The sequence below is a fragment of the Mycobacterium lacus genome (assembly GCF_010731535.1).
Classification (GTDB): Bacteria; Actinomycetota; Actinomycetes; order Mycobacteriales; family Mycobacteriaceae; genus Mycobacterium; species Mycobacterium lacus.
Genome location: NZ_AP022581.1, coordinates 3,784,451 through 3,810,007, shown reverse-complemented (window position 1 = coordinate 3,810,007; position 25,557 = coordinate 3,784,451). Strand labels below are relative to the sequence as shown.

The 25,557-nt window shown below is 67.9% G+C and carries 19 protein-coding genes and 3 pseudogenes; 12 read left to right on the top strand and 10 right to left on the bottom strand.

Annotated features, from left to right (window positions below):
- Positions 1 to 154 precede the first annotated feature (154 nt).
- Entirely contained in the window at positions 155 to 1,543 is a 1,389-nt protein-coding gene (locus G6N24_RS17535) for a cytochrome P450 (RefSeq protein WP_085157318.1), read from the top strand.
- Here G6N24_RS17535 and G6N24_RS17530 read toward each other — a convergent pair.
- On the bottom strand, positions 1,522 to 2,697 hold the full coding sequence (locus G6N24_RS17530) for an FAD-binding domain (RefSeq protein WP_085157323.1): 1,176 nt from the start codon (positions 2,695 to 2,697) through the stop codon (positions 1,522 to 1,524). The genes G6N24_RS17535 and G6N24_RS17530 overlap by 22 nt on opposite strands.
- Positions 2,698 to 2,798: 101 nt before the next feature.
- On the opposite strand from G6N24_RS17530, the pseudogene G6N24_RS17520 reads away from it, so the two are divergent.
- Both G6N24_RS17520 and G6N24_RS17515 read left to right on the top strand, forming a co-directional pair.
- Positions 2,799 to 4,101, top strand: a pseudogene (locus G6N24_RS17520) (TIGR03086 family metal-binding protein).
- Positions 4,102 to 4,115: 14 nt separating this feature from the next.
- Positions 4,116 to 4,901, top strand: a complete 786-nt coding sequence (locus G6N24_RS17515; protein WP_085157329.1) for a VOC family protein — start codon at positions 4,116 to 4,118, stop codon at positions 4,899 to 4,901.
- On the opposite strand, the gene G6N24_RS17510 is transcribed toward G6N24_RS17515, so the two are convergent.
- Positions 4,870 to 7,032 carry an FUSC family protein gene (locus tag G6N24_RS17510; protein WP_085157332.1) on the bottom strand — a complete coding sequence of 721 codons (2,163 nt, stop codon included), beginning with the start codon at positions 7,030 to 7,032 and terminating at the stop codon, positions 4,870 to 4,872. The genes G6N24_RS17515 and G6N24_RS17510 overlap by 32 nt on opposite strands.
- A 125-nt stretch (positions 7,033 to 7,157) precedes the next feature.
- On the opposite strand from G6N24_RS17510, the gene galT reads away from it, so the two are divergent.
- The 3 genes from galT to G6N24_RS17495 are packed head-to-tail and all read left to right on the top strand — an operon-like array spanning position 7,158 to position 10,176.
- Positions 7,158 to 8,252: a galactose-1-phosphate uridylyltransferase gene (galT, locus tag G6N24_RS17505; protein ID WP_085157335.1), complete on the top strand. Its 1,095-nt coding sequence runs from the start codon at positions 7,158 to 7,160 to the stop codon at positions 8,250 to 8,252.
- Entirely contained in the window at positions 8,249 to 9,355 is a 1,107-nt protein-coding gene (locus G6N24_RS17500; RefSeq protein WP_085157340.1) for a galactokinase, read from the top strand. Before galT ends, G6N24_RS17500 begins: the two co-directional genes overlap by 4 nt.
- Positions 9,356 to 9,378: 23 nt before the next feature.
- Positions 9,379 to 10,176 carry a Mut7-C RNAse domain-containing protein gene (locus tag G6N24_RS17495; protein WP_085157615.1) on the top strand — a complete coding sequence of 266 codons (798 nt, stop codon included), beginning with the start codon at positions 9,379 to 9,381 and terminating at the stop codon, positions 10,174 to 10,176.
- Here the strand turns inward: G6N24_RS17495 and G6N24_RS17490 are convergent.
- Positions 10,121 to 10,624, bottom strand: a complete 504-nt coding sequence (locus G6N24_RS17490; RefSeq protein ID WP_085157343.1) for a hypothetical protein — start codon at positions 10,622 to 10,624, stop codon at positions 10,121 to 10,123. The genes G6N24_RS17495 and G6N24_RS17490 overlap by 56 nt on opposite strands.
- A gap of 106 nt (positions 10,625 to 10,730) precedes the next feature.
- Between G6N24_RS17490 and G6N24_RS17485 the strand changes: the two genes are divergently transcribed.
- Both G6N24_RS17485 and G6N24_RS17480 read left to right on the top strand, forming a co-directional pair.
- On the top strand, positions 10,731 to 10,946 hold the full coding sequence (locus G6N24_RS17485; protein WP_085157346.1) for a ribbon-helix-helix domain-containing protein: 216 nt from the start codon (positions 10,731 to 10,733) through the stop codon (positions 10,944 to 10,946).
- Positions 10,943 to 11,350, top strand: coding sequence for a type II toxin-antitoxin system VapC family toxin (locus G6N24_RS17480; protein ID WP_085157349.1), 408 nt, complete (start codon positions 10,943 to 10,945; stop codon positions 11,348 to 11,350). The genes G6N24_RS17485 and G6N24_RS17480 overlap by 4 nt, the downstream gene beginning before the upstream one ends.
- A gap of 26 nt (positions 11,351 to 11,376) precedes the next feature.
- Here the strand turns inward: G6N24_RS17480 and G6N24_RS17475 are convergent, their stop codons facing one another.
- From G6N24_RS17475 to lpqN, 3 genes are read right to left on the bottom strand one after another with little or no spacing between them, the layout of a single operon-like run.
- Entirely contained in the window at positions 11,377 to 12,201 is an 825-nt protein-coding gene (locus tag G6N24_RS17475; RefSeq protein WP_139822220.1) for a DUF3298 domain-containing protein, read from the bottom strand.
- A 31-nt stretch (positions 12,202 to 12,232) separates the two neighbouring features.
- The gene (locus tag G6N24_RS17470) at positions 12,233 to 13,942 is read right to left on the bottom strand and encodes a thiamine pyrophosphate-binding protein (protein ID WP_085157355.1); all 1,710 of its coding nucleotides are present in this window, start codon (positions 13,940 to 13,942) and stop codon (positions 12,233 to 12,235) included.
- Positions 13,943 to 13,968: 26 nt separating this feature from the next.
- Positions 13,969 to 14,658 (bottom strand): envelope biogenesis lipoprotein LpqN, encoded by a 690-nt coding sequence (lpqN, locus tag G6N24_RS17465; protein ID WP_085157358.1) that lies wholly within the window; start codon positions 14,656 to 14,658, stop codon positions 13,969 to 13,971.
- Between the two features lie 153 nt (positions 14,659 to 14,811).
- On the opposite strand from lpqN, the gene G6N24_RS17460 reads away from it, so the two are divergent.
- Positions 14,812 to 17,427 (top strand): GH92 family glycosyl hydrolase, encoded by a 2,616-nt coding sequence (locus G6N24_RS17460; protein WP_085157361.1) that lies wholly within the window; start codon positions 14,812 to 14,814, stop codon positions 17,425 to 17,427.
- A 3-nt stretch (positions 17,428 to 17,430) separates the two neighbouring features.
- On the opposite strand, the gene G6N24_RS17455 is transcribed toward G6N24_RS17460, so the two are convergent.
- Both G6N24_RS17455 and G6N24_RS24865 read right to left on the bottom strand, forming a co-directional pair.
- On the bottom strand, positions 17,431 to 19,806 hold the full coding sequence (locus G6N24_RS17455) for a lysylphosphatidylglycerol synthase domain-containing protein (RefSeq protein ID WP_085157364.1): 2,376 nt from the start codon (positions 19,804 to 19,806) through the stop codon (positions 17,431 to 17,433).
- A 329-nt stretch (positions 19,807 to 20,135) separates the two neighbouring features.
- Positions 20,136 to 20,285: pseudogene (locus G6N24_RS24865) on the bottom strand (hypothetical protein); the annotation flags it as partial.
- Between the two features lie 104 nt (positions 20,286 to 20,389).
- On the opposite strand from G6N24_RS24865, the gene G6N24_RS17450 reads away from it, so the two are divergent.
- The 3 genes and pseudogenes from G6N24_RS17450 to G6N24_RS17440 all read left to right on the top strand — a co-directional run bounded on the left by G6N24_RS17450 (position 20,390) and on the right by G6N24_RS17440 (position 22,095).
- Positions 20,390 to 21,331, top strand: coding sequence for a class I SAM-dependent methyltransferase (locus G6N24_RS17450; protein WP_085157617.1), 942 nt, complete (start codon positions 20,390 to 20,392; stop codon positions 21,329 to 21,331).
- Positions 21,332 to 21,338: 7 nt separating this feature from the next.
- Positions 21,339 to 21,496 (top strand): annotated as a pseudogene (locus G6N24_RS17445) (SAM-dependent methyltransferase); the annotation flags it as partial.
- 200 nt (positions 21,497 to 21,696) lie between these two features.
- Entirely contained in the window at positions 21,697 to 22,095 is a 399-nt protein-coding gene (locus G6N24_RS17440) for a type II toxin-antitoxin system VapC family toxin (RefSeq protein ID WP_085157373.1), read from the top strand.
- A gap of 311 nt (positions 22,096 to 22,406) precedes the next feature.
- Here the strand turns inward: G6N24_RS17440 and G6N24_RS17435 are convergent, their stop codons facing one another.
- The gene (locus tag G6N24_RS17435) at positions 22,407 to 23,666 is read right to left on the bottom strand and encodes an ATP-binding protein (RefSeq protein WP_085157377.1); all 1,260 of its coding nucleotides are present in this window, start codon (positions 23,664 to 23,666) and stop codon (positions 22,407 to 22,409) included.
- A 298-nt stretch (positions 23,667 to 23,964) separates the two neighbouring features.
- Positions 23,965 to 25,122 (bottom strand): FIST signal transduction protein, encoded by a 1,158-nt coding sequence (locus G6N24_RS17430; protein ID WP_085157380.1) that lies wholly within the window; start codon positions 25,120 to 25,122, stop codon positions 23,965 to 23,967.
- Positions 25,123 to 25,557: the final 435 nt, after the last annotated feature.

Sequence of the window (25,557 nt, the reverse complement as noted above, 5' to 3'; positions counted from 1 at the left end):
CATCCCTCGCATCATCGGCGGCATCCCGTCGTGCACAAATCCCGTCACCTCCGGGCATGCGCGCGAATCGCTTGAGTGGGGGCGCGTCATGACCAAGCCGCGCGCGTGATCTCGAGCCGGACACGGCGGGCGGCATCCGTCATAGACTTACGCGATGGGCAAGCCCACGACCGCGCTGCCGCCCGGACCCCGGCTGCCCCGCTCGGTGCAGACGGTGTTGATGTTGCGCCACGGGTCGCGGTTCGTGGCCGCCTGCCGGCGTCGCTATGGCAGCGTCTTTACGCTGAGAATCGCGTCAATTGGCACGTTGGTGTATCTGGCCGATCCGGCTCACATCAAGACGGTGTTCGCCGGCGATCCCAGCGTTTTTCATGCCGGTGAAGCAAACTCGATGTTGCGTGGAATGCTTGGCGAGGGCTCCCTGTTGCTGATCGACGACGACGTGCACCGGGACCGGCGCCGCTTAATGCTGCCGCCATTTCATCGCGACGCCGTCACCCATCAGGCGGAGGTGATGGCCGGGATCGCCGCGGCGAACATCGCGGCGTGGCCGGTGGGCAAAACCTTCCCGGTCGCGCCGAAGATGTCCGAGATCACCCTCGAGGTGATCCTGCGGACGGTCATCGGCGCCGCCGATCCGGCCCGGCTGGCCGCGCTGCGCGAGGTCATGCCGCGGCTGCTCAAGGTGGGACCGTGGGAGACGCTGGCATTGGCAAACCCGACGCTGCTGCGTCACCGCCCATGGCGGGCACTGCGCCGGCGAATCGCCGAGGCGGACGGGCTGCTCTACGCCGAAATCGCCGACCGTCGGGCCGACCCCAACGTGGCCGCGCGCGCCGACGCGCTGGCCATGCTGGTGCGCGCGGACGCGGACGGCGGCTCGGGATCAGCGAGCACGATGACCGACCCCGAGCTGCGCGATCAGCTGATGACGCTGTTGGTGGCCGGCCACGACACCACCGCGACCGGGCTGGCCTGGGCGCTGGAGCGACTCACCCGACACCCGGCCATCCTGGCCAAGGCGGTGTGGGCGGCCGATGCCAGCGCCGCGGGAGATCCGGCCGGCGACGAATACCTCGACGCGCTGGCGAAGGAGACGCTGCGGATCCGTCCGGTGGTGTTCGACGTCGGCCGCCTCCTCACCGAGCCGGTCGAGCTGGCCGGCTACCGGCTGCCGGTTGGAACCATGGTGGTCCCGGGGATCGGCCTGGTGCATGCGAACCCCGACGTGTACCGGGATCCGGACCGGTTCGACCCCGATCGGATGATCGGCGCCACCCTGGGCCCCACCACCTGGTTGCCGTTCGGCGGCGGCAACCGGCGCTGCCTCGGCGCCACCTTCGCCATGCTCGAGATGCGGGTGGTCCTGCGGGAGATCCTGCGCCAGGTCGAATTGAGCACCACCGACGCGGCCGGCGAACGGCCGAGGCTGAAGCACGTCATCCTGGTCCCGCACCGCGGCGCCCGCATCCGTGTTCGAGCCGTCAGGAACGCCCCGCCAGTGGCGGCGTGGCCGGCGGCTCACGACCGCTCAATGCCGTAGTCGGGCAGGTCGAAGTCGTCGCGCACGCTGCCGGCCAACAGGGTGGCCAGCGGCCCGAGGTTCATCGTGCGCATCGCTAGGTTGCGGAACCACAGGCCGAATCGGGTCCGCGTGGCGAAAAACGAGATGTACCTCGCCGCACTGGCTTGCTTGCTCTTGATGAAGGGATGTAGGCGCGCCTGGTAGGCGTCGAAGGCGCGGCGGTGGTCGCCGCCGGCGCGCATCAACTCCCCGGCCAGCACGTAGGCCTCGGTGATCGCCAGGCCGGTTCCTTCGCCGCCGAGCAGCGAGATGCACCCGGCCGCGTCGCCGATCAACGCCACCCGGCCGCGCGACCAGTCGTCGATCCGGATCTGGCTGACGACGTCGAAGTACAGGTCGTCGACGCCGTCGAGCGCCGCCAGGATATCCGAGCATTCCCAGCCCGCGTCGCCAAACTGGTTGCGCAACTGGTCTTTTGGCGCCGCAGCGCTAGCGTCGTGCTCGGCGCGGAAGATGAACAAGAACATGGTGCGGTCGTCGCGCAGCGCGAAGCGCCCCAGTTGGCGGCCCGGAACGTTGTAGAGGACATAGCTCAGCTCGTCGCGGGGCCGGTAGCCGTCGACCACGCAGGCCGCGACCTTGCAGCCGAGGTAGCGCTCGAAATTCCGGTCTGGCCCGAAGGCGAGGCGACGCACGTTCGAGTGCAATCCGTCGGCGCCGACGATCAGGTCGAAGTCCCGCGGCTCGCTGTTTTCGAAGGTCAGGCGGACGCCGTCGCTGTGCTGGTCGATGGTGGCGACGCTGTCGGCGAATATCGTCTCGACCTTGCCGTCGATGGTGGCGTAGATCGCGGCGGCCAGGTCGCCGCGGGGGAGGCTGGTGAAATCGTCGCCGATCACGCGGCGAAGGACGTTGACGTTTACGTCGGCCTTGACCTCGCCGTTGCGGCCGACGGAGAGCAGGCGCTCAATCTGGTACCCGTCGGCGCGGATGGTGTCCTCGATGCCCATGCACTTGGCCACTTGGTAGCCGACGCCCCAGAAGTCGATCATGTAGCCGCCGGTGCGGAACTTCGGCGCCTGCTCGATGACCGTCGGCGTGTGGCCGGTGCGGTGCAGCCAGTGCGCTAGCGCCGCCCCCGCCACGCCGGCACCGCTGATCGCTACGTGCACACTGCAATTGTGCCCTATGGCATGGTTCGGCCGCCTCGCGGGGCTCCCGCGCCCATTGATCGATACGTTAGAAATGACTAACGTATCGATGTGTGCTCGACATGCTGGAAGTCGCGGCAGAGCCGACCCGGCGTCGGCTGCTGCAACTCCTGGCACCGGGCGAACTCACCGTCACGCAGCTCGCGTCGCAGTTTCCCGTCACCCGGTCGGCAATATCGCAGCACCTTGCCATCCTCACCGAGGTGGGTCTGGTCACCGCACGCAAACAGGGACGCGAGCGGTATTACCGGCTCGACGAGCGCGGGATGCTGCGGCTGCGCGCTCTTTTCGCGTCGTTCTGGACCGATGAGCTGGACCGCCTCGTGACCGAGGCCGCCCACCATGAACCGTCACGAGGAGTCCGCCATGCCGTTCGAAAAAGCAGTCGTCGTGCCGTTGGATCCGGCCAGCACCTTCGAGCTGATCACGCGACCCGATAGGCTTCGGCGCTGGATGACCGTCGCCGCCCGTGTCGAGCTTCGGGTGGGCGGTTCCTATCGATGGACGGTGACCCCGGGGCGCACCGCGGCGGGCACCGTCGTCGACGTGGACCCGGGCAACCGGGTGGCCTTCTCCTGGGGGTGGGAGGGGCACGGCGATCCGCCGCCGGGCGCGTCGACCGTCACCGTCACGTTGACTCCGGTCGACGGCGGTACCGAGGTTCGACTGGTCCACGTTGGGCTGACCGAGGAGCAGGCGGCCCGTCACGCCGAAGGCTGGAATCACTACCTCGGCCGGCTGGTCGCCGCGGGCCAACGTGGCGACGCCGGCCCTGACGACTGGGCGGCAATCCCCGACCCACTCGACGAACTGTCATGCGCCGAAGCGACATTGGCGGTCATCCAGCACGTGCTGCGCGGGCTCGACGCCTCCGACCTGTCCAAGCAGACGCCGTGCAAGGAATTCGACGTGTCGCAGCTAGCGGATCATTTGATGCGATCCCTCACGATCATCGGTGGCGCCGCGGGCGCGCACTCGCCGCCTCGCGATCCGGACGCGCCGCTGGAAACCCAGGTGGCCGACGCGGCGCAGGCCGCACTGGAAGCGTGGCGGCGACGAGGCCTGGACGGCACCGTCGAGCTGAACTCCAACCAGGTGCCCGCGACCGTTCCGGTCGGCATCCTGTCCCTTGAATTCCTGGTCCATGCTTGGGATTTCGCTATCGCCACCGGTCGTCAGGTAGTGGTTTCCGAGCCGGTGTCGGAGTACGTGCTGGGGGTGGCCGGCCGGGTCATCACCCCGGCCGCTCGAAACAACACGGGCTTCGCCGAGCCAACGGCGGTCGGGTCCTTTGCCCCAGTCCTCGATCGACTGATCGCCTTCACCGGCCGTCGGCCGACCGCCGCCCACGCATCCGCCAACTAGCGAAAGGTGAAATCATGCCCAGGAGAACCGAATACGCGCAGGGCACGCCGAACTGGGTCGACCTGCAGACCACCGATCAGCCGGCCGCCAAACAGTTCTACTCGTCACTGTTGGGCTGGAGTTACGACGACAACGAGATGCCCGGGGGTGGCGGCGTGTACTCGATGGCCACGTTGAACGGCGAAACCGTGGCCGCCATCGCGCCGATGCCGCCGGGTGCGCCCGAGGGCCGGCCGCCGGCGTGGAACACCTACATCGCGGTGGACGACGTCGACGCGGTGGTTGCCGAGGTGTCGATCGCAGGAGGGCAAGTGCTGATGCCGGCGTTCGACATCGACGACGCCGGCCGGATGAGTTTCGTCGCCGATCCCACCGGCGCGGTGGTGGGACTTTGGCAGGCTTACGGGCACATCGGCGCCACGCTGGTCAATGAGAGCGGCGCGGTCATCTGGAACGAATTGATAACGGACAAACCGGATTTGGCGCTGGCGTTCTACGAAGCGGTGATCGGCCTGACCCACGCCACGATGGAGATGGCTCCGGGCCAGAGCTATCGGGTCCTCAAGGCCGGCGGAACCGACGTCGGCGGCTGTATGGAACCGCCGATGCCCGAAGTGCCGAACCACTGGCACGTCTATTTCGCGGTCGACGACGTTGACGCGACAGCGACCAAGGCGGGCGCGGAGGGGGGCCAGGTCCTCGCGCAGCCGTTCGACATTCCTTCGGTCGGGCGGTGTGCCGTCTTGTCCGACCCGCAAGGCGGGGTCTTCAGCGTGTTGAAGCCCGCGCCGCGCCAGTAGGGCTCGCCAGCCTGAGGCCGGCGTCGGCGCCGAGGTGGGTGGCGGCGGCGACGACGGCCCGCTCGATCCGGCGCAGCGAGTTCAATGCGGCCAGCAGCCGGCGCGCGTTCGGACCCGGCGCTGCCGGATCGGACGAGCCGTAGTGCTGCCTGGCCAGGGCCTCGGCCGCGTCGAGGGAATCCGCCGCGGGGACGACGGTCACCTCACGGGCGCCGTCGAGGGCGGCGACCAGTGCGTCGATGCCGCGCCGTGTCTGCTCCGCGGCGGTGGTGACGGCGTCCGCCAGCTGCGGGGGGCAGCTCGGGTCCTGGTACTGCTCGCTGCTGCGGGCCAGGTTTCGCGCGTAGTGGTCGCAGGCGGTGAACAGCCGCAGACTGCGTTGAATGCTGCGACGCCCGGCGAAGCCGGCAACCCCGGCCAGCAGTGGCTTGGCGGTGATCCGGAACTGTTGCAGGTCCCGATCGAGTTGACGCGCCTGCTCGGTCGGGCTCGCGGCCTCTTCGTCGTCGAACATGGTCGCCATCGACGTCTCGATCAGGGCCGACAGGGAGGTCAAAAAGGCGCGGGTGTCCTTGCGGATGACCGTTCTGGTGTTGGTCGGCAGCACCAGGATCGCCACGCTGACGCCGATGACGGCGCCGATCGCGGTCTCCTCGATCCGCATCAGCAGCACGTCGAGCGAGAATTGGCCGAGCAGTCCCAACAGCAGCGCCAGCATCGTCGTGATCCAGAAGGTCATCAGGCTGTAGGTGACCTTCATGAAGTAGAAGGCGCAGAACAGGCACACGAAGATCAAGACCAGCGACTCGACCGTGTCCCCGGAGACCAGTGTGGCAACCAGCAGACCACTGGGCGCCCCGAGCGCGGTGCCGAGCAGGCGCTGCCAGCCCTTGGTGAGGGTTTCGCCCCAGGAGTTGGTGCCGGCGAATACGACGAACGCCGCGATCACCGCCCAGTACCAGCGCGCCGGCGACACCAACTCGCCGGTGACGATGGCCAGCGACGCGGCGACGGACACCTGGATGGCTTGCCTGGTCGTCGGCAGCAGACCGCCGCTGGGTTGTTGGTCGCCGCCGTTGTCGGGTGCCGGCGGCGGTGTGGTCGAGACGATGTCGGGCGCGGCGTTGGCGGCGGCGTGCTCGACGAGCGCGCGGATTTCGGAGGTCGCGGTCGTCGCGGCGATTATCGCCAGGGCCAGGCGGTGTGCGGCGGCTTCGCTGGCGGAATCGGCGGTGGCGGGGCCGGCCCGCTCGTCGACAAACTGCCGAGCCAGGTTCGCGGCCCGTCGCAGCCCGCCGGGGCGCGGGACCCGGATGGCCCGTGCCAGCTGGGTGAGCGCTCCAGCCAGTTCGATGCGGGTAGCGGCGGGTATCTCGGCCGCTACAGCCGCCGCGCGCTGACCGGCGATCGCGACCCATTCGACGGCGAGTTCGGCGTCGAACAGCCACCGGGCCAGTTGTTCGCCGGTGACCCCGGGCCACAGCGTGGCCGGGTTGGCCCCGTCCTCGATCTGGCTTTGCACCATGAGCGCGGTCCCGTTGAGCCGGGTGATTCGGGCCTGCAGGCGGCGGCGGCGCCGTTCGTCGAGACCGCCCGCCCGTAGCGTGTCGGCGGTAGTGTCGACCACGATCGCCATCCGCGCACGCAGTGAGCGAATCGTGGCTCGCAGCACCCGTTCTGGTCGGTCGGGCAGCAGGTAGGCACTCGTCACCAACGTGCACAACGTGCCCACCAGGACGGCGACGATCATCCAGGGCAACTCAGACGTGTTGGCCCGCAAGTACAAGGCGAAGAAGTAGGCCATGAACGCGACCATCCCCAGCGCCCTCCCGCGGGACCCGAAGCGGCGGATATAGACGGCGGCGAACACGACCACCACGAAGGCGACGTCGCTGGCCACCCGGTCGGGCGCCAACAGCACGGCGGCGGTGATGGAAACCGCGGCCGGCACGGGCAGCAGCGCCATCGTGATCCGTAGCCGACGCGGGTCCGGCTCGTCGACGGATCGTGCCGCGATCATCGTGATGACGGCGCCGAGCAGTGCGACGGTCAGGGGCTGCCCGGTTGCCTTGGACATCGCGTAGAGCGCCAGCAGGGAGCCGGCCAGCGCGGCCGTCGTCCGGGTCGCCATCCGGAGCCGCAACAATCCGGGATCGGAGCCGATGGTCCAGATTCGCGCTCGCTCGTAGAGAACAGTTATCGGGTGACCGCCTCTCGTCTACGCACGCGCTTCGTTCCAGGTTAGTCTTCGACATCGTGACGGCGCCGACGCGGACGAAGCTGGCCGACGGACGTGACCTGCTGTTCTTCGCGTTGCCTGGGCGTCGTCCGGCCCCGGTTGCCGATCGCAGAGCACTGCCGGAGCGTGACCCGGACCAGTCGCAGTTGCGGTTCGACCGGGCGACCGGGCAATGGGTGATCGTCGCGGCGCTGCGCCAAGACCGCACCTACCTGCCGGCTGCAGATCAGTGCCCGCTCTGTCCGGGCCCGACCGGGCTGAGCAGCGAAGTGCCCGCCCCCGACTACGACGTCGTCGTCTTCGAGAACCGGTTCCCGAGCCTGTCCGGCGCCTTCGATCCGATGCCGGCGCCCACGCCCGCGCCTTCCGGTGACGGCTTCGTGTCCGCTCCGGGGCGTGGCCGCAGCGAGGTGATCTGCTTTTCCAGTGCCCACACCGGGTCGTTCGCGGCGCTGCAACCGGCGCACGCCCGGCTGGTCGTCGAGGCGTGGCGGCACCGCACCGCCGACCTGATGGCCGCGCCGGGCATCGAGCAGGTGTTCTGTTTCGAGAACCGCGGCGAGGAAATCGGGGTGACGCTGACCCATCCGCACGGTCAGATCTACGGATATCCCTATGTGACGCCCCGAACCGCCGCCATGCTGCGGCAAGCGCGCGAACATCGAATGCGTCACGGCCGCAACCTCTTTGCCGATCTATTGGCGCACGAGGTCGCCGACGGCAGTCGCGTCGTCGCGCGCACCGAGCTGTTCACGGCGTTCGTGCCGTTCGCGGCGCGCTGGCCGGTCGAGGTGCACATCTACCCGAACAGGTTCGCGCACAACCTGGTCGAACTCGACGAGGCCGAACTGGACGGGTTCACCCGGGTGTATCTCGACGTGCTGGGGCGGTTTGACCGGATGTATTCGGTTCCCCTGCCCTATATTTCGGCGCTGCACCAGTTCTCTGACGCCGATGCCCAGGCTGAGGGCTATTTCCACGTCGAGCTGATGTCGATCCGGCGCAGCGCCACCAGGCTCAAGTACTTGGCGGCCTCCGAGTCGGCAATGGACGCCTTCATCAGCGACGTCACGCCCGAAAGCGTGGCTTCGCGGCTGCGGGAACTGGGATGACGGTCCGGTATGCGGCACCCGGGCGGATCAACCTGATCGGGGAGCACACCGATTACAACCTGGGATTCGCGCTGCCGATCGCGCTGCCGCAGCGCACCGTGGTGACGTTTGCGCCCGACCGTAGCGATGTCATCGCCGTGAACAGCGATCGCGCGGACGACACGATGCGCATTCCGCTCGGCACCGCTCCCGGTGACGCCCCCAGCTACATAGCCGGCTGGGCCGGCTACGTCGCCGGGGTGATATGGGCGCTGCGGCAAGCCGGCCACCCGGTGCCCGGCGGTGCGATGTGGATCACCAGCGACCTGGAGATGGGGAGCGGCCTGGCTTCCTCGGCGGCGCTGGAATGCGCCGCCCTCGGCGCGCTCGTGACGGCCGCCCGGGGTGCACCCATCGACCGCATCGAACGGGCGCGGCTCGCCCAGCGCGCCGAGAACGACTATGTCGGCGCCCCAACGGGTTTGCTTGACCAGCTGGCATCGCTGTTCGGGCAGCCGTCAACGGCGCTGCTGATCGACTTCCGCGACCTCACCGTGGCGCCGGTGGCCTTCGATCCGGACGCTTGTGGTGTTGCGCTGCTGCTGATCGACTCCCGGGCCCGCCATCGTCACGCCGGCGGCGACTATGCGGCGCGTCGCGAATCGTGCGAGCGGGCGGCCGCCGATCTGGGCGTGCCATCGCTGCGTGAGGTTGCCGGCCGCGGGCCCTCGGTCTTGGCTGCGGTGGCCGACCCGGTCGACGCGCGTCGTGCCTGTCATGTGCTCACCGAAAACCGCCGGGTCCTCGAGTTCGTTGCGGCGCTGGCAGATTCGGACTATCGCGCGGCCGGGCGGTTACTCACCGCGTCGCATGTCTCCATGCGTGACGATTTCGGAATCACCACAGCCCACATCGACCTGATCGCCGACGCCGCGGTGCGGGCGGGTGCTCTGGGCGCCCGGATGACGGGTGGCGGCTTCGGCGGCGCCGTGATCGCCCTGGTGCCGGTGGAGCGGGTGCAGGTCGTCGGCGAAGCGGTGCGACGAGCGGTGCGCCAAGCCGGGTTTGGGGAGCCGGTGATCACCCGAACCCGCGCGGCCGCCGGCGCGGGGTCGTGTCGGTGACCGAGCCCGGCGCCCCGGAACGGATCGGCCATGTCGATGTGCGGGCATACGCCGAGCTCAACGACTTCGTCGAGCCGCAGTTGCGTGGTCTGACGGTGCGCCGGCCGTTCCGGAGTCATCAGACGGTCAAGGATGTTCTGGAGGCGATGGGCATTCCGCATACCGAGGTCGACCTGATCCTGGTGAATGGCGATCCCAAGGACTTCAACCACCGGCCGGCTGTCGGCGACCGCATCGCCGCCTACCCGATGTTCGAGGCCCTGGATGTCGGGTCGACTTCCAGGCTGCGCCCGGTGCCGTTGCGCGATCCCCGGTTCGTCGTCGACGTGAACCTCGGCCGGCTCGCGCGGCTCCTGCGGGTGCTGGGGCTCGACGTGTGGTGGTCGACCGACGCTGACGACCCGACCCTCGTCGATGTCAGCGTTCGCGAGCAGCGGATCCTGCTGACCCGCGACCGCGCCCTGTTGAAGCGCAGGGCTATCACGCACGGGCTGTTCGTCCATTCCCACCATCCCGAGGAGCAGACGCTCGAGGTGATACGGCGCCTGGACCTGCGGCAACGGCTGGCGCCCTTCACCCGGTGCGTGCGATGCAACGGCAGGCTGGTCGCGGCCGACAAGGAAGAGATAAGTGACCGCCTCGAGCCGTTGACCCGTCGCTACTACGAGGAATTCAGCCGCTGCCCGCAATGCGATCGGATTTATTGGGCCGGTTCACATTACGTACGGTTGCTCCGTCTCGTCGAAAGGCTCGCCGACCGACTCGCTACCGGGGCGGCTCCGGGGGGCTGGCCGGAGTCAACCGGACGGCCGCCAGTTTGAGGCGGTCGATCGCCTCGGTGAACTCCTCTTGTGTCGGTACGCGCTGGTCGCGGAATGTCAAACCCATCATGCGCTGCGCGCGCTTGACGTCGTAGGACTGGGCGCACCGCAGATAGAGATCGGGTAACACCGCACGGTCCCGGATGAGTTCGCCGCGCATCGTGGTCGTCTTCCCGTCGTGGACGACCTGCGCGACGGCGCCGTCGCGAAAGTTCTGCTTCCAGGGCGCGCCGGTCAGCGCATACAACTCGCCGTCGATTACATGGGCGCTCACCGGAATTGAGAACCGCCGCCCGGATTTTCGTCCGGTGAAATTCAGCACCATCAGTTGCTTGCGTGCCGAGCCGGCGAGCGGTGTGCGCAGTAGTGCGCCCAGGACCGGGTTGATGAGACGGAGTAGGGCCTCCGGTGGGTGCCCGACTTCTACCGCGTGCGACTGTTCTGCCATGCCAACACCGTAGGTCCGATCGGGGCCCCGCGGCTACGACAGCATCGAAGTCGATGCCCCGCGACTAGCCGGAGATATATGGTGCCACCGGTGGTACCATATATATGTGGATAAGACAACGGTCTACTTGCCGGACGATCTCAAAGCGGCCGTGAAGCGCGCGGCCCGGCAGCGTGGGGTCTCCGAGGCCGAGGTCATCAGGGATTCCATCCGGATGGCGGTAGGCGCTGCTAGGCCGGCGCCGCGCGGGGGCCTGTACTCGGGCTCGCAGCCGGTTGCCCGGCGCGTCGACGAGCTTCTGGACGGCTTTGGTCAGCGGTGATCGTCGACACAAGTGCGCTGCTTGCCTTTTTCGATGTGGCCGAGCCAGACCATGCGGCCGTGACCGGCTGCATCGATAGATCCGAGGAAGTACTCGTCGTTTCGCCGTATGTCGTCGCGGAACTCGACTATCTCATCGCCACCCGGGTAGGGGTTGATGCCGAGCTCGCGGTCCTGCGCGAACTCGCCAGCGGGGCATGGGAGCTCGCCGAATTCGGTGCCGCCGAGTTGGAGCAAGCGGCCGACATTGTAAAGAAATATCGCGACCAGCGCATTGGGATCGCGGATGCGTCCAACGTGGTGCTGGCTGATCGGTACCGCACGCGCACGATCGTCACCCTGGACCGCCGCCACTTCACGGTGTTGCGGCCGGTTGGCGGTGGGCGGTTCGCGGTCATTCCGTGATCGCCAGCGTTGCGGAGTTCGGAATTTCAGGGCGGCGGCGGCGTCGTCGTCGCGGTCGGGCAGCCCTTTTCGCGGAGTATCGACGAGAGCGCGGCAAGCGGAACGCGAGGGGTGATGAACCCGGGGGGAACGCCGCCGGGACCGCGGCCGGCCGGCATGTAGAGGACGAGGTCGTCACCGTCCAACGCCCAGGCCTGGTAATTGTCGGCGAGTTCGCCGTCGGGTTGGTCCGGCTCGAACTGCTCAACACGAAAAGGCGATTCGATCAGCGCCTGCTGCACAAGCGGCCGGGCGATCGGCGGGATGGCCTTGAGCGGGTCGACCCCCGGACAGACGAGATCGGCCAGCTGAAGCTGCTTGCCCTGGTCGAAATCGAAGGTGAATGTGGTGATCTGCCCACCCGGGTGCGGCATGCCGTTGAAGTACCAATCGGCCTGGAACAAGACGGTTTTGGTAGCCGGCCCGTGGGCGTACAACGTATAGGCGAGGTTGGCGTCCCCGCTGCCATTGCTGTCCGTTTGGCCATAGTCGGCGAAGAACTTCCGCAGGAACGGCGCGAGCACTTGCCCGGCCGCCGGGTTGGTGACAAGGTCGGCCGGATATGTCGCCTTCACCTCCACGTGAACCCCGTTCGCGCCGTCCTTGCTCAGCGTGCATTTCCCGGCGTTTGCATCCCACGTCCCGCCCATCTCGGCACAGAGATTGGTGGGTGTCGGCGACCGACCGGCCGCCGGAGTGGCCGGGCCACGGCTCGGGGCATGGCAGGCGCACGCGAGTAGTGCGGCGGACAGCACGGCGCCGGGCCACCGTTGCGACCCGCACTTGGACAACAGCCGGGAAAACCAGAGCATCGCCCTACTTTAGGGGCTCGTCGGGATAGAACTATGGACTGACGAACACGTCGAGCAGGAAAGTTTTGCCGGCGGCGACCGCTGCCAACGCGCGCTGCAGGGCCGGTCGCAGCGCGGCGGATTGTTCGACACGTTCGCCCGTCCCACCGTAGGCCTCGGCGACCTTGACGTAGTCGGGCGTGGGCGTGATGACGTCGCCGATGAAATTGCGCTCGCGCGTCGCGTCGCTGTCGGGGAAGTAGTGCACAACGTTCCACGTCTGCGACGCCAAGCAGCGGTTGTCGCACAGCACGATCAGCAGCGGAAGGTCGTACTCCTGGGCGAACCCGAGGGCCGCCACAACGGGGTTGTAGTGCCAGGCGCCGTCGCCCAGGATCGACACGACGAGCTGATGCGGCCGCGCGAGCTTGATCCCCAGCGCGGTGCCCAGGCTGGTCCCGAGCGCCCCGGCCCAGCCGCGATATTGCCGAATGGGCTTGCTCTCGAAGAGGAACTGAAGCATGTGCGGCAGTTGGGCGATGATCTCGTCGACACAGATCGCATCGCCGGGCAGCACGTCGTGCAGTTCACCGAACAGCTCGGCGGCCGGCACGAAACCGGTTGCCTGCGACCGGGATTCCCGTGCCCGCTCGATGCCCTCGGCGCGCACCGCCGCGGTGTGGGCCGACCATCGCGCCATTGCTTCAGGGGCGGCGGGCCGGGTGGCCGATCGCCGCTGCAGGTTCGCGGCGAGCGCTTGGAGGTTGGCGGCGAGGTCGCCGGGAATCGTGTGCGTGGTCGGGTAGCCCCAGTACGCGGCGCGGGGACGCAGCGGGTCTTCGTCGGCGTGGATGACGGCGCACCCCGCCCGCAGCGGCCGGTGCGGCGGGTGCCACGGCGCGTTGCACCCGGCCAGCAGGATCGCGTCGGCGTCACCCAGCACCGCCTCCACGGGCCCGGCGCCGTAGAGCGGGTGGCAGCGCGGGAAGTTGTGATAGGCGGGCGTCATGAATTCGAAGACGGGCGCCGTGAGCGCCTCGGCGATGTTGACCAGGGTGTCGCGTTCGTCGTCGGTGCGGCCCGCGTGCTCGGTGATGATCAGCGGGCGCTCGGCCCCGGCGAGCAGCCGAGCGGCCTGATCGATCTGTTCACCGGTGGCGACGACCGGCGCGGGCGTGACCCAGGCCGGAATCTCACCGTGACCGGGGCCGACCAGCAGATCGAAGGGGACCTCCAGCACCGTCGGGCCACGCGGAACCGACTCGGCGACAAAGCGGGCGCGATGAAGTTCGTGTACCAGCTCTGAGGCGGTTCGCGCCCGTTTCGACCATTTGACGACGGCTTCGGCGTTGCGCGCCGGACCCACGAGGTCGACCAGCAGCGAGGGCCACTCGGGGCCGGGATCGGCCTTGGGGTCCTCGCCGTAGCTGAGCGTGTCGGGTGACAGCGCGGTCATCGGGGTGCGTTCCTGCAAAGCGGTGTGCAGGCCCATGGATCCGTTTTGCACGCCCAGCGACGAGGGCAGAAACACGACCTGGGCGCGTCCGGTGGCCTTGTAGTACCCGGAGGCCAGGCTGACGGCCAGCAGTTCGTGGCGGCAGCGGAAGTACCGCGGCTTGGCGTCGTCGCCCCGGCGGGCCAGCGCTTCCCAGATCGGTGCCATGACCGCGATGGGCGAGGCGAAAATACAATCCACGCCTTGGGTTTTCAACTGCTCGAGCAGGACTTCGGATCCGTTCTTGGGGCCGTTCTCGGCGCGCATGGGACGGCTTCTGGTGTGCGCCCGAATCAGGGGAGGGTGATGGTTGTTTGGTCGTCGATGACGCCGGTGGCGTCCATCAGCGGACCTGCCTCGTCGTCGAGGGCTTCGGCGTTGAGCTGAAGCACGTATACCGCCCCCTGGGCGGGAACGGGGATCACCACGGTCTTCTGTGCGACGGCCCGCTTCTTGCCGAGCTTCGTGTATGAGCCGCCCAGCTGCCACGCCTGAAAGCCGCCAAGAGTCGACGCCGTTCCATTGCCGGAGCCCTCGTATCCCGGCAGGTTCTGCAACTCACCCGGGGCGTATTCGATGATCTTCGCGGGGTCGACGTTGCCCGTCAGCTTGGAGACGAGCGCCGCAATGGTGGGGGGGTCGTTGGGGTCCGTCGGCTGGCTGTAGGCGATTCCGCCATAGGGTGCGCCCGCGCTTTCGGGGAGCAGCTGCCAACCGTTGGGCACGGGCAGGTTGATGTTCGGGGATCCGGGGTCGCCGTGATGGATGGGGGTCTCGGTGATCTGGTTTTCGGTGACGTAGTCGGCGATCGTCTTGTGGGCCTGCGCGCCTGGTGTCGCAGGGGTTGTCGTCGATGTTGTTGTCGAGGTTGACGTCGACGCGGACGTCGACGTCGATGCTTTGGTACCGGACTTCTCAGAGCCGCAACCAACGAGCGCCAGGCTCAACGCCATAGTCGCGATTGCCGCGATGAAAACCTTCATCTGTCGCATCTCCCGAGAATTGGGCCGATACCAGCGCCGGCCACGTCGACTGAGAGTAGCCCAATCGGCGCGCAGCGTTGCCGAACAGCCTGTGCCCGCACATCCAGACGAAACGTCCGCGGGAACGGGCCGGTATGCAGTAAGAGACAAGCTATGAAGTCACGAAAAGCCCTCATCGCTCTGGTGGCGGCGACGGCTGTCTTCATGGCGTTCATCGCGGCGGCCCCGCCCAGGGCTTACGACGGTGAGCCGGGATTCGTCGCGAACCCGGTCGAGCACGTTGACACGCTCAACGGGACCGGGACGGGAGGCGAGACGGTCGGGGAGATCAACGACTTCCCCGGGGCCTCGGTGCCGTTCGGGATGGTCCAGTACTCGCCGGACACCCTGCACACCTATGCCGGCTACGACTACGACAACCAACGCTCCACCGGGTTCAGCATGACGCACGCCTCGGTGGGTTGCGCGGCGTTCGGCGACATCTCGATGTTACCGAGCACCACCCCGGTCGGCTCGCGTCCGTGGAATTCCTGGGAACGGATCGCCCACGACGACACCGAGGTAGGCGTGCCCGGCTACTACGCGGTGCGGTTCCCCGACACCGGGGTCACCGCGGAACTCACCGCCACCACCCGCACCGGCATCGGCCGGTTCCGCTATCCGCACAACCGTGGGCCGGCCCTGTTTCTCGTGCGTTCCGGTGCGTCGCTCGCGGGCAACTCGGCCGCGACCCTCTCGATTGAGGACGACACCTCCATCACCGGATCGGCGACCAGCGGGGGATTCTGCGGCAAGACGAACACCTACACCGTGTACTTCGCCATGCAGTTCAACCAGCCGTTCATCTCCCATGGTGTCTGGGACGGTTACGGCGTGTACGCCGGCGCCCGCGGTGCGGATTCCCCATACAGCGGGGGGTACGTGCAGTTCCGGACGGGCGCGGTGGTCGAGGTGCGGACCGCGATCTCCTACGTGAGTGTCGACGGAGCGCGGGCAAACCTCGCCGCCGAGGGCGGGGCGAGCTTTGACGCCGTCCGCGTCGCCGCGTCGTCCGCATGGAACGCCGCGCTGTCGCGCATCGCGGTGGCCGGCAGGAATCGCGACGACGTGCAGACCTTTTACACCTCCTTGTATCGGTCGCTGTTGCACCCCAACACCTTTAATGACGCGGACGGGCGTTACATCGGATTCGACGGCATCATTCACACCGTGGCCCAAGGGCATACGCAATACGCGAACTTCTCCGACTGGGACACCTACCGCAGCCTGGCCGCCCTGCAGGGACTGCTGTTTCCGAAGCAAGCCAGCGATATGGCCCAGTCGCTCGTGAACGACGCCGAGCAAAGCGGATCGTATCCGCGTTGGGCGCTTGCGAATTCGGCGACCGCCGAGATGAGCGGAGACAGCGTGGTACCGCTTATCGTGAACCTCTACATGTACGGGGCCAAGGACTTCGACGTCAAAACGGCACTGTGGTACATGGTGCATGCGGCGACCACCGGTGGCGTCGGGCGGGGCGGCTATGTGGAGCGGCCTGGAATCGTCACCTATCTACAACTGGGCTACGCACCCCAGACGGCGGACTTTGGCGTCGGCGCCTCGGTCACGCTGGAGTGGTCGGTCGACGACTTCACCATTTCCCGATTCGCCGAGTCACTCGGCGACGCCGTGACCGCTGCCGAATTCCAAAACCGGGCGCAGTACTGGCAGAACCTGTTCAATCCGACGACCCGTTACATCTCACCCCGCAGCCCGACGGGATTCTTCCCCGACGGGCCGGGATTCGTGAACTCCCCCTGGCGCTTCGGCCAAGCCGGATTCGACGAGGGCAACGCCGAGCAGTACCTCTGGTGGGTGCCGCACAATGTCGCCGGCCTGGTCACCGCCCTCGGCGGCCGCAAGGCGGCGGCCGCCCGGCTCGACCGCTTCACGAAGAAGCTCAACGAGGGCCCCAACGAGCCTTACCTCTGGGCCGGTAACGAGCCGGGCTTCGGCGTGCCATGGCTGTACAACTACCTCGGTCAACCGTGGAAGGCTCAGCGGACGGTTGACCGGGTCCGTGGGCTGTTCGGTCCGACGCCCGGCGGCGCGCCGGGCAATGACGATCTCGGCGCGCTGTCCAGCTGGTACGTCTGGGCCGCCCTCGGCCTCTACCCGAGCACCCCGGGAACCTCGATCCTCACCGTCAACACACCACTTTTCGATCGCGCCGTCATCGCGCTGCCGGGCGGCCGATCCATCCGGATCTCCGCCCCCGGCGCGTCCGCGCCGCGCCGCCTGAGCTACATCAGCGGCCTCAAGATCGACGGTCAGGCCACCGACAAGACGTCGCTGCCGGAGTCGATCGTCCGCACCGGGGGTGAGCTCGCGTTTTCGCTGGCCGCCCACCCCGACAAGGTCTGGGGCACTTCCGAATCTTCGGCGCCACCGTCGTTCGGTGCGGGCAGCTCGGCGGTGACCGTCAACATCCCCCGTCCGATCGTCACGGTTGCGCCGGGAACCACGGGGACGGTGAAGGTCGACGCGCAACGGATGATCGACGGTGCCGGCGACTACACCATCACCGGCACGTCGCCCACCGATGGGATCACCACCGGTCGCGCGTCGGGACGGTTCGCCGACGACGGGTCGGCCTCGGTGGCCGTGGCGATCACGGTGGCGCCGTCGGTGCCCGACGAGTACTACCTGGTCTTCCTCACCACCGCGGTCGGCCAGAGCAGCAGGACGTCGCCCGTCCTCGTCGTGGTGGCCGAGGCCGGGTTCGAATGATTCTCAGATCATCTCGGTGCGGGTGAGCCAGCGCATCACGGGCCACCCGACGAACACCGGGAGCCAGCAGGTGAGCACCCGATACAGCAGCACCGACGGCACGCCCACGGCCGCGGGCACACCGAAGGCGGCGAGCCCACCGATCAACGCCGCCTCGACGGCGCCGACGCCACCGGGCGTCGGCGCCGTCGAGGCCAGGGTCCCGCCCACCATCGTGACCACGGTGACGGTGACGAACGTCGCGCCGCCACCGAATGCTTCGACGCTCGCCCACAGCGCCAACGCGGCGCCGAGAGTCGTTCCGGTACAACCGAGTATGATTAGCGCCAATCGTTTGGGTTCGCGGGCAAGCTCGGCGAGGTCGCTGGTAACCTCCCGCAGCCTCGGGCGCACGTCCGTCGCTAGCCAGCTCCGCAGCCTGGGCACGAACAGAAATGCGCCGACGATCCCGAGCGCCACGCCCACGATCAGGTACAGCACCGTGGCGCCCGGCACGAAATGCGAGAGGTCGGCCGAAGCGCCGGCAAAAGTGCTGAACAGGATCAGCAACAGGACGTGGACGATCACCTGCACCGATTGCTGCAGCGCCACCGCGGCGGTGGCACGCAGAGCGGCAAGACCGCCCTTCTGCAAGAGCCGTGTGCTGAGCGCCAGACCGCCGACACCGGCCGGGGTTGTGGTAGCGGCAAAAGTGTTGGCTACCTGGGCAATTGATAACTTCCAAAAGCTCACCGCCCCGTCGGCGCAGGCCCACAGCGCGGCCGCCGCACCAACATAGGTGAGCGCCGACACGGTCAAGCCCAGCAGTGCCCACCACCAGTTCGCGGTTCGCAGCTCGGAAAAGAAGGTCGGCACGGTGCTGATGAACGGATACGCGACATAAACCAGGGCCCCGAGCAGCACCAGTTGAATGACCTGGCCGCGGGTGAACCGGGTGATGGTCGCGGTTTCGATCTGATTGGCCCCGGTTTGGCGCATCACCTCCGCGCGGGCGCTGGAGATGGCGGCGCCCGGGTTGGGTACCGATTGGCGGATTCGTTTTGGCACAGCGGATTTGGTGAGCCTGCGCGAGGCGGTCAGGATGGTGTCCTTGCCGAACGCGCCGATCGCCGCGGCCACCGCGGACTCCGCGTCGTAGAGCGCCGATGTCGTCACCAGGAGTTGGGCGATGTCGGATTGGAGCTGGGCGTCGGTGGCCCCGTATTCGGCGCTGCCGAAGCCGCCGAACAGCACGTTGCCGTCGTCGACCGTGATCTCGTCGCCGCGCAGGTCACCATGGGAGATCTGGTGGTCGTGCATCCTGCGCAGCGATTCCCAAACCCGGTGCACCGAAGTTGTTTTCGCGCATTCGTCGAGAGGGATCCCCCGAACGGGCTGGTGCGCGTACAACGTCCATCCGCGTTCGAGGGTGGCCAGCGCGAGCGTCGACGTGTTGGCCACGCCCACCTCTTCGATCGCGATGGCCATCAGCGCGCGGTGCTCGACAGCGCGGCGCATGGAGGCCTGCAGGGGAGCGCTCTCGCTGCCGCGCAGCCTCAGCTTGCGCCAGAGCTGCCGCAGCGCGCCGCCGCTGCTTTGATGGGGGCCGTATAGCTCGATCGCCGCCTCGGCACTGGGATCGGTGGCCGTTGCCGAAAGAACGAGCGGGCCGGGCCCGGCCGGTCGGACCACCATGAGCCGCGACACGGCGAACCCGCGTTTGGCCATCGCGCGTACCGTGCCGTCCAGTGGTACCTCGAGAGCGGGCGTGCCGACGACCAGGACCACCGACGCGCCGACGAACCATCCCACCGCGAGCCCCAGTAGTGAACGGGCCGGAACCACGGCGCTGACCACGAGGTGGATCGGCACGAAGGCCAGCAGCAGCGTCCACCACCAGTGCCGCCAGCGCGCGGGTAGCCAGGGGCCCGACACGGTGAGCACCGCGGCGAGCATCGCGATCCACCGCGGGTCGTCGAGGAATTGGGCCGGCAACGTGTTGAGCCGGTCTGGGATCTCGAAGTGCCATCGCGGCGCCGCGAGGCGGTTGCTGCTGATCGACAGCGGGAGCACGGCGATCAGCCCGGCGGCGGCATATGCGCCCAGCAGTTTCCATTGCCGGGAGACGATCAGGCCGATCAGGATCATGAACGGCAGCGCCAGGATCGCGATGCCGTACGCCAGGTACACCACGTCGGATTGGGTGGGGGACAAGACCCCGACGATCTCCGAGACGGACTTCTCCAGCGCGATCCAGCGAGGCCGGGTGATCAGCGAGCTGACGATCACCGCCACGAGGTACACCGCGGCCAGGACGAGCCGCAGGATGTCGTTGGTGCGTCGGGTCAGCGGTTGCAGCAGGCTGCCGGTAACGGTGATGTCGCGCCCGTCAACCCGCATGTTGCAGAGGCCCTTCTGTTTCGCGGCCCGTTTCGCGGCCCGCGGACAACGTAACCGTTTCTGGTAGGTGGCTGGCCTTCGCGGTGTATGCCGAGCCCTATAACCTCGTCAACGATCCCCAAATCACCGATGCGACCGACCCGGATGTCGCTCGCATGAGGGCCATCCTGGATCGGCTGCAGGAGGAGAACCGCGGACCGCGGTCGAAGCGGCCAAGGCGTCGTCTAAGGTCCCGGGCGTAGCCCACTTAGGCATGCAATCGGGTCACCGTGCCTTGACAGCCTGCGTCTGAATCGGTTGTTTCCGGGGCAGACACCGTCGTTGTTGACACGGCTACAGCGGATTCGCGTACCGCCGAGGTTCATTGACAACCGGCGGTGCTTCGCTCCGCCGTGTTTCCGAGGCAGGTATCGGCGGCGGTGTATGCCGGTATGCCTCGGGAATGTCTGACAGGCGCTCCTGGGATGCCGAACTCGAATCCGCCGGCGCCGAAGACACCATCGTGTCCCGACGGACAGGTTGTTCACACCCAGCGCGCGTAGGGTCGGTAGCTAGGTCTGCTAGCGAATTGGAGGGCGTGAAGGTGGCCAGGACCGACAACGACACGTGGGAGATCACCGAGAGCGTGGGTGCGACGGCGTTGGGCGTCGCGGCGGCCCGTGCTGCGGAAACCGAGAGCGAGAACCCGCTGATCAGCGATCCGTTCGCGCGGGTGTTCCTCGATGCCGCCGGCGACGGTATGTGGAACTGGTTCGCGGCCCCCGACCTGCCCGCCGAGATCGTCGAGGCCGAACCCGACCTGAAGCCGCGGATGCAGGGAATGGTCGACTACATGGCCGCGCGGACGGCTTTTTTCGATCAGTTCTTCCTCGATGCGACCCGCGCGGGTGTGCGGCAGGTGGTGATCCTGGCCGCGGGATTGGACTCGCGGGCGTGGCGGCTGCCGTGGCCCGCCGGCACCAGCGTCTACGAACTCGACCAGCCGCGGGTGCTGGAATTCAAGTCGTCGGCGTTGCGGGAAACCGGTGCGCAGCCAAAGTGCAACCTGGTCAGTGTTCCGGTGGACCTGCGCCACGACTGGCCGGACGCGTTGCGGCAGGCCGGTTTTGACGCGTCCGCGCCGAGCGTCTGGTCGGCCGAGGGACTGTTGCCGTTCCTGCCGGCGGACGCCCAGGAGCTGCTTTTCGAGCGGGTGCAGGCGCTGGGCGCCGACGGTAGCCGGATCGCCGTGGAGGCGCCCGGCCCCGACTTCCTCGACCCGGACGCCATCGCGAAGCGGCGCGAGACGATGCAACGGGTGCGCGACCTGATGGCCAAGCTCGAGCCGCAACGCGACATCCCCGACGTCCAAGACCTGTGGTACTTCGAGGAGCGCGAGGACGTCGACGCCTGGTTGCGCCGCCACGGCTGGGACGTGGCGGTGACCCCGGCCGAGGAGCTGATGGCCCGCTACGATCGCCGGCCCCCCGGCATCGAAGACGCCGCACCGAAGACGCTTTTCGTGGCGGCCCAGCGGAGCGAGTGAGCCTGAGATGAGCAACGCCGGAACTCACGAGGACACTTGGGAGATCACCGAGAGCGTCGGCGAGACGCCGCTGGGGGTGGCGTCGGTTCGCGCGGGGAAACTCGCAGTGGGCATCCGTTGATCAGCGATCCGTTCGCACAGGTTCTCCTCGATGCTGTCGGCGACACGCGTAGCGGGCTGGCGGGAGTAGCCGTGGCCGAGCTCGATCGCGGGAATACGGCCGGGGATATCCACCGGCGGCGTGACGCGCGTCGAGTGAGGGTGCGAAAACTGTTGGATGAGTTGCGCAATTCGCTCACCGATGCGGAGCGCGCACAGGTAAAGGCGGCGGAGCGGCAACTCTACGACGACGCCGGCCTGCCTTCGTGATCGTCGACGCCTCCGCGATCGTGGCGATCGTGCTCGACGCGCCGCACTCCGAACAGCTCGCCGAGCTTGTGTTGGATGCGACGGCGCCCAAGATGTCGGCGGCCACTGCCGTGGAAGTTAGTGCCGTCTTGACCCGCCGCCTGCGTCCTGAGGACCAACGACGGGTCGAGCGACTGCTCGACGTGTGGGAGGTCGAGCTCGTGCCGTTCGATGCTGAGCAAGCTGCCATCGCGTGCACGGCCTACCGCGACTTCGGGCGGGGCAGCGGGCACCCGGCCGCACTCAACCTCGGCGACTGCTACTCGTACGCCCTCGCGGACGTCACCGGCGAACCGCTGCTTTTTGCCGGCGATGATTTCGTTCACACCGACGTCACCGCCGCCTATCCCGGTTGAGCCGACGGCAACCGACAGTTGAGAACTTCCGCCAACGCGTATACCTTCGGCGATCCGTCAACGAGTGTCGCCTCGGCTGCCTGCCGACATCCTGGACGTCGACACCCGGATGCGCGAGATCTGCGGGGGCGCTCGAGATCACGGTCGATTGCACTGGTGACACGGAACCCGTGAATACGGCGGCTCGATGACCTCGGCATCGCTGCTACTCCGGTTGCGTGTCCCCACTCGTCCACAGCGTGCCGAATCTCGCGGCCACTCCTTGACCGGCAGCTGCGGCGGCTTCGATGCGTTCGTGGCACCGGGGCCCCTCACTGGCGACGCGCCTGGCGAATTTCGCGGGCCCATAGCGCGCTGACCGGTAACGCCGCCAGCTTCGGGCCGAACGGCGTGGCTTCCGGCGCGGCGGTGAGCAGCACGCCGAACTGAAACCGGTCACCGAGCCTGTCGGCCAGATAGCGCAGACCTCGCAGGTCCTCGGCCCGCGGCGTGCTGGTCGCCTTGACTTCGATGCCGCAGACCCGCCCATCGGGGTGTTCGAGCACAAGATCGACTTCGGCGCCGCCGCGGTCGCGAAAGTGCCAGAGACTCGCCCGCTCGGTCGACCAGGTGAGTTGCTTGCGGATCTCGTTGGCCACGAACGTCTCCAGCAGCGGGCCAAGCGGGCCGCCGCGACGATCCAGCATCGCACCGGCAACCCCGAGCAAATGACACGCCAGGCCACTGTCGGACACAACCAGCTTGGGTCTGCGAATGACCTTGCGGCTCAGGTTGGTCGACCAGGCCGGCACCCGGTGGACAAGGAAGGCCGCTTCCAGCAAGGCCAGATAGCCGTCGGTGGTGCGGGCCGGAATCGACAGTTCGTTGGCCAGCGCGCTCACGTTGAGTTCGGCGCCGGTCCGCGCGGCGCACAGCCGGAGCAGTCGCGGGATTTCGGCAAGCCGCTCGATCGCCGAAAGCTCGCGAATGACCGACTGCGTCGCGGTGATGAGATAGTTGTCGAACCACGGGCGGCGCCTCGACGGTGAACGGGCGACGACGTCGGGAAAGCCTCCTGTGGCGATCCGTTCGACCAGCTCGGCGCGCCGCATATCCGAGCCCTGAAGAAGCTCGCGGGGGCCCGTGAACAGCAGATCGACGAAGTGGTCCGCGAAGCCGGCGCGCTCGCCTTGCGAGAACGGCCACAGCTCGATGATCTCGACCCGGCCGACCAGCGCGCTGGCCATGTCGGGGGCGGAGAGCAGCCGCGCCGAACCGGTGAGCAGGAAGCGGCCGGGCCGGCGATCCCGGTCAACCTCGGCTTTAATCGCCCGGAACAGGCCGGGTTCGAGCTGCGCCTCGTCGATCACCAGCGTGTCCACCGGCCGGGATACGAATGCGCGGGGATCGTCGCGTGCAGCATCACGGTTGGCGGCGTCGTCGAGGGAAACGACTTCACTGGACCTCGGATAGTCAAGTCGCGCAACGAGTGTGGTCTTTCCGACCTGACGCGCGCCGTTGACGACGACGACCGGGGTGTCGGCGAGAGCGGCCAGCACGACGGGTGCGATCGCGCGTTCGACGACGGCCATTCGGACAGAATACAGTGCTGGTTTGTCCACATATCGGCTGCTGATCCGTCGGGCATCACGCTGCGGATTTGTCCATATTGTTCTTGCGGATCCGTCCAACGTCGACATGGGAATTAAGGAAGCGACGCCTGACGTGGGGCGGGAACCGTCCCGACCACTCTGATCGCCGGTGGGCGGATGACGGGCCGGCTTGTCGCCGAAAAGTCGCTATGAGCCGGCCATTTCGCATAGCGGGTCGCCAGCGGTGACTGCTGGGACAGACGTGGCGTCACAGCCAAGGTGCCAGCGCAGCAGCCGATCACGTGTCGTCGGTGAACAGCGCCATCGACGCGGTGAATCCGTGCAGCGCGTTGCGGCCCGCGATCGGACCGATCTCTCCAGCGGCGAAGAAGCCGGCTAGCGGAATCCCGCCGAGGAGGTCCTCGATCGTCGCCGCGTCGTGGTCGGCGACGCCGAACATCCGCCGACCACGCCCGTTGCAGGTGAACAACAGCGCGCCGATCGGGCGCCCGGGCAGCTCGGCTTCCGCCCGCTCCACGGCCAGGCGCAAGTCCCTGTCGGCCCCCACCGCGTCACGGACCTGGAACTGCACGGTCGTGCCGACTTCGACGACCTCGCCGATCTCGATCGCCCCGGTCGAGGGGTCGGCGCCCAGCAGCCCGCGGATCATGAAGTCGCCCTGGCCCGGGGCCGCCAGGTGCTCGTCGACGACGATGCCAATCTGCAGGCCGCGGCTGACCAGTTCCTGCTCGCTGGGCGGCAGGCCCACGACGATCTCGCGCAGGCGCTGCAACGGCGTTCGGCCGCCCAGCTCGGTGATTACGGCGCCGTCGGCGCCGGTGACGATGTACGGGTGGCCTATCGGCCGGCAGCCCTGCGACACGATCGGGACACCGTGCGTGCCGGGCAGGCGCACGCCCACGACGCCGGAGACGAGCACGTCGCGGTCGCGGAACAGCCGGGTGTAGCCCGGGCCCAGTCCACCGCTCACCACACCGCCCACGACGGTCGTGCCCGGCAGGTCGGTGTTGAGATGCTCGAGGAGCAGGTTCGACGGGAACGTGTATGGGTCGGGCAGCAGCAGGTGCAGATCGTGTGCGGTCCGGTCGAACCGGTAACCGGTGATGAGGGCGCCCGAGCCGGTGCGGACGAAGTCCAGCTGGAAGGTCTCGGCGGCCAGGCCGGACGCCAGCCACACCGTCACCGCGGGCTCGTTCTCCATCTCGTGGCGGCCGGCGACGATCCCCTGTGCAACACAACCGATCAGCGCGGGCGGCTTGACCGTCTCCTGCACCGCCTCGAGGACGTCGGCAGCCTGGTCGGTGTGCGCTCGCGAACCGAGTAGCACGGCCAGGGAAGGCGGCTCACCCGCGAGCTCATCGCGCGCGTGCGCTGCGGCCTCCACCGCGGCCTGACGGGCGTCAGCAGCGGTGGAAACCCCGACTCCGATCCGCATACTTCTATGATGCGCCGCCTGGCGACCATTCCCCAGAAGGAACTTCATAATAACGTCGGCGAGGCGTTGCGCCGAGCAGTAGCGGGTGAGGAGATCACGGTCACCGGTGCGTGCGGCCAAGCGGGTCGAGGGCGTCCACCTGGATCGTTCATGGCACCAGCTCGGCGGTCCCAGCGCGACCCGGTCATCAGCAGAGGTCTGGACGAATTCATCCAGGAAGCCCAGTTCGTGGTCCAGCCCGTGACGGTCAGGCCCGCCTGGCCCGCCAGGCCTATGCCGATTTCGGCAAAGGCGGCGGCCACCCGCGCTGGTTTCCGCGCGGCCCGCGCATTGACGTGGAGACGCCGATCCGCGCCGCGATATCCGCGAAAGCTAGACGGCCACAATGACTTCCACGACTACGGGACCGAGGCCGCAGCCGGCGAACCGATGCTA

What these genes read in the sequence shown, in the direction of transcription:
- G6N24_RS17535 (WP_085157318.1), top strand. Translation starts at nt 155, where the DNA reads ATGGGCAAGCCCACGACCGCGCTGCCGCCCGGACCCCGGCTGCCCCGC.
- G6N24_RS17515 (WP_085157329.1), top strand. Translation starts at nt 4,116, where the DNA reads ATGCCCAGGAGAACCGAATACGCGCAGGGCACGCCGAACTGGGTCGAC.
- G6N24_RS17510 (WP_085157332.1), bottom strand. Translation starts at nt 7,032, where the DNA reads ATGGCGACCCGGACGACGGCCGCGCTGGCCGGCTCCCTGCTGGCGCTC.
- G6N24_RS17500 (WP_085157340.1), top strand. Translation starts at nt 8,249, where the DNA reads ATGACGGTCCGGTATGCGGCACCCGGGCGGATCAACCTGATCGGGGAG.
- G6N24_RS17490 (WP_085157343.1), bottom strand. Translation starts at nt 10,624, where the DNA reads ATGGCAGAACAGTCGCACGCGGTAGAAGTCGGGCACCCACCGGAGGCC.
- G6N24_RS17475 (WP_139822220.1), bottom strand. Translation starts at nt 12,201, where the DNA reads ATGCTCTGGTTTTCCCGGCTGTTGTCCAAGTGCGGGTCGCAACGGTGG.
- G6N24_RS17470 (WP_085157355.1), bottom strand. Translation starts at nt 13,942, where the DNA reads ATGCGCGCCGAGAACGGCCCCAAGAACGGATCCGAAGTCCTGCTCGAG.
- lpqN (WP_085157358.1), bottom strand. Translation starts at nt 14,658, where the DNA reads ATGAAGGTTTTCATCGCGGCAATCGCGACTATGGCGTTGAGCCTGGCG.
- G6N24_RS17460 (WP_085157361.1), top strand. Translation starts at nt 14,812, where the DNA reads ATGAAGTCACGAAAAGCCCTCATCGCTCTGGTGGCGGCGACGGCTGTC.
- G6N24_RS17455 (WP_085157364.1), bottom strand. Translation starts at nt 19,806, where the DNA reads ATGCGGGTTGACGGGCGCGACATCACCGTTACCGGCAGCCTGCTGCAA.
- G6N24_RS17435 (WP_085157377.1), bottom strand. Translation starts at nt 23,666, where the DNA reads ATGGCCGTCGTCGAACGCGCGATCGCACCCGTCGTGCTGGCCGCTCTC.
- G6N24_RS17430 (WP_085157380.1), bottom strand. Translation starts at nt 25,122, where the DNA reads ATGCGGATCGGAGTCGGGGTTTCCACCGCTGCTGACGCCCGTCAGGCC.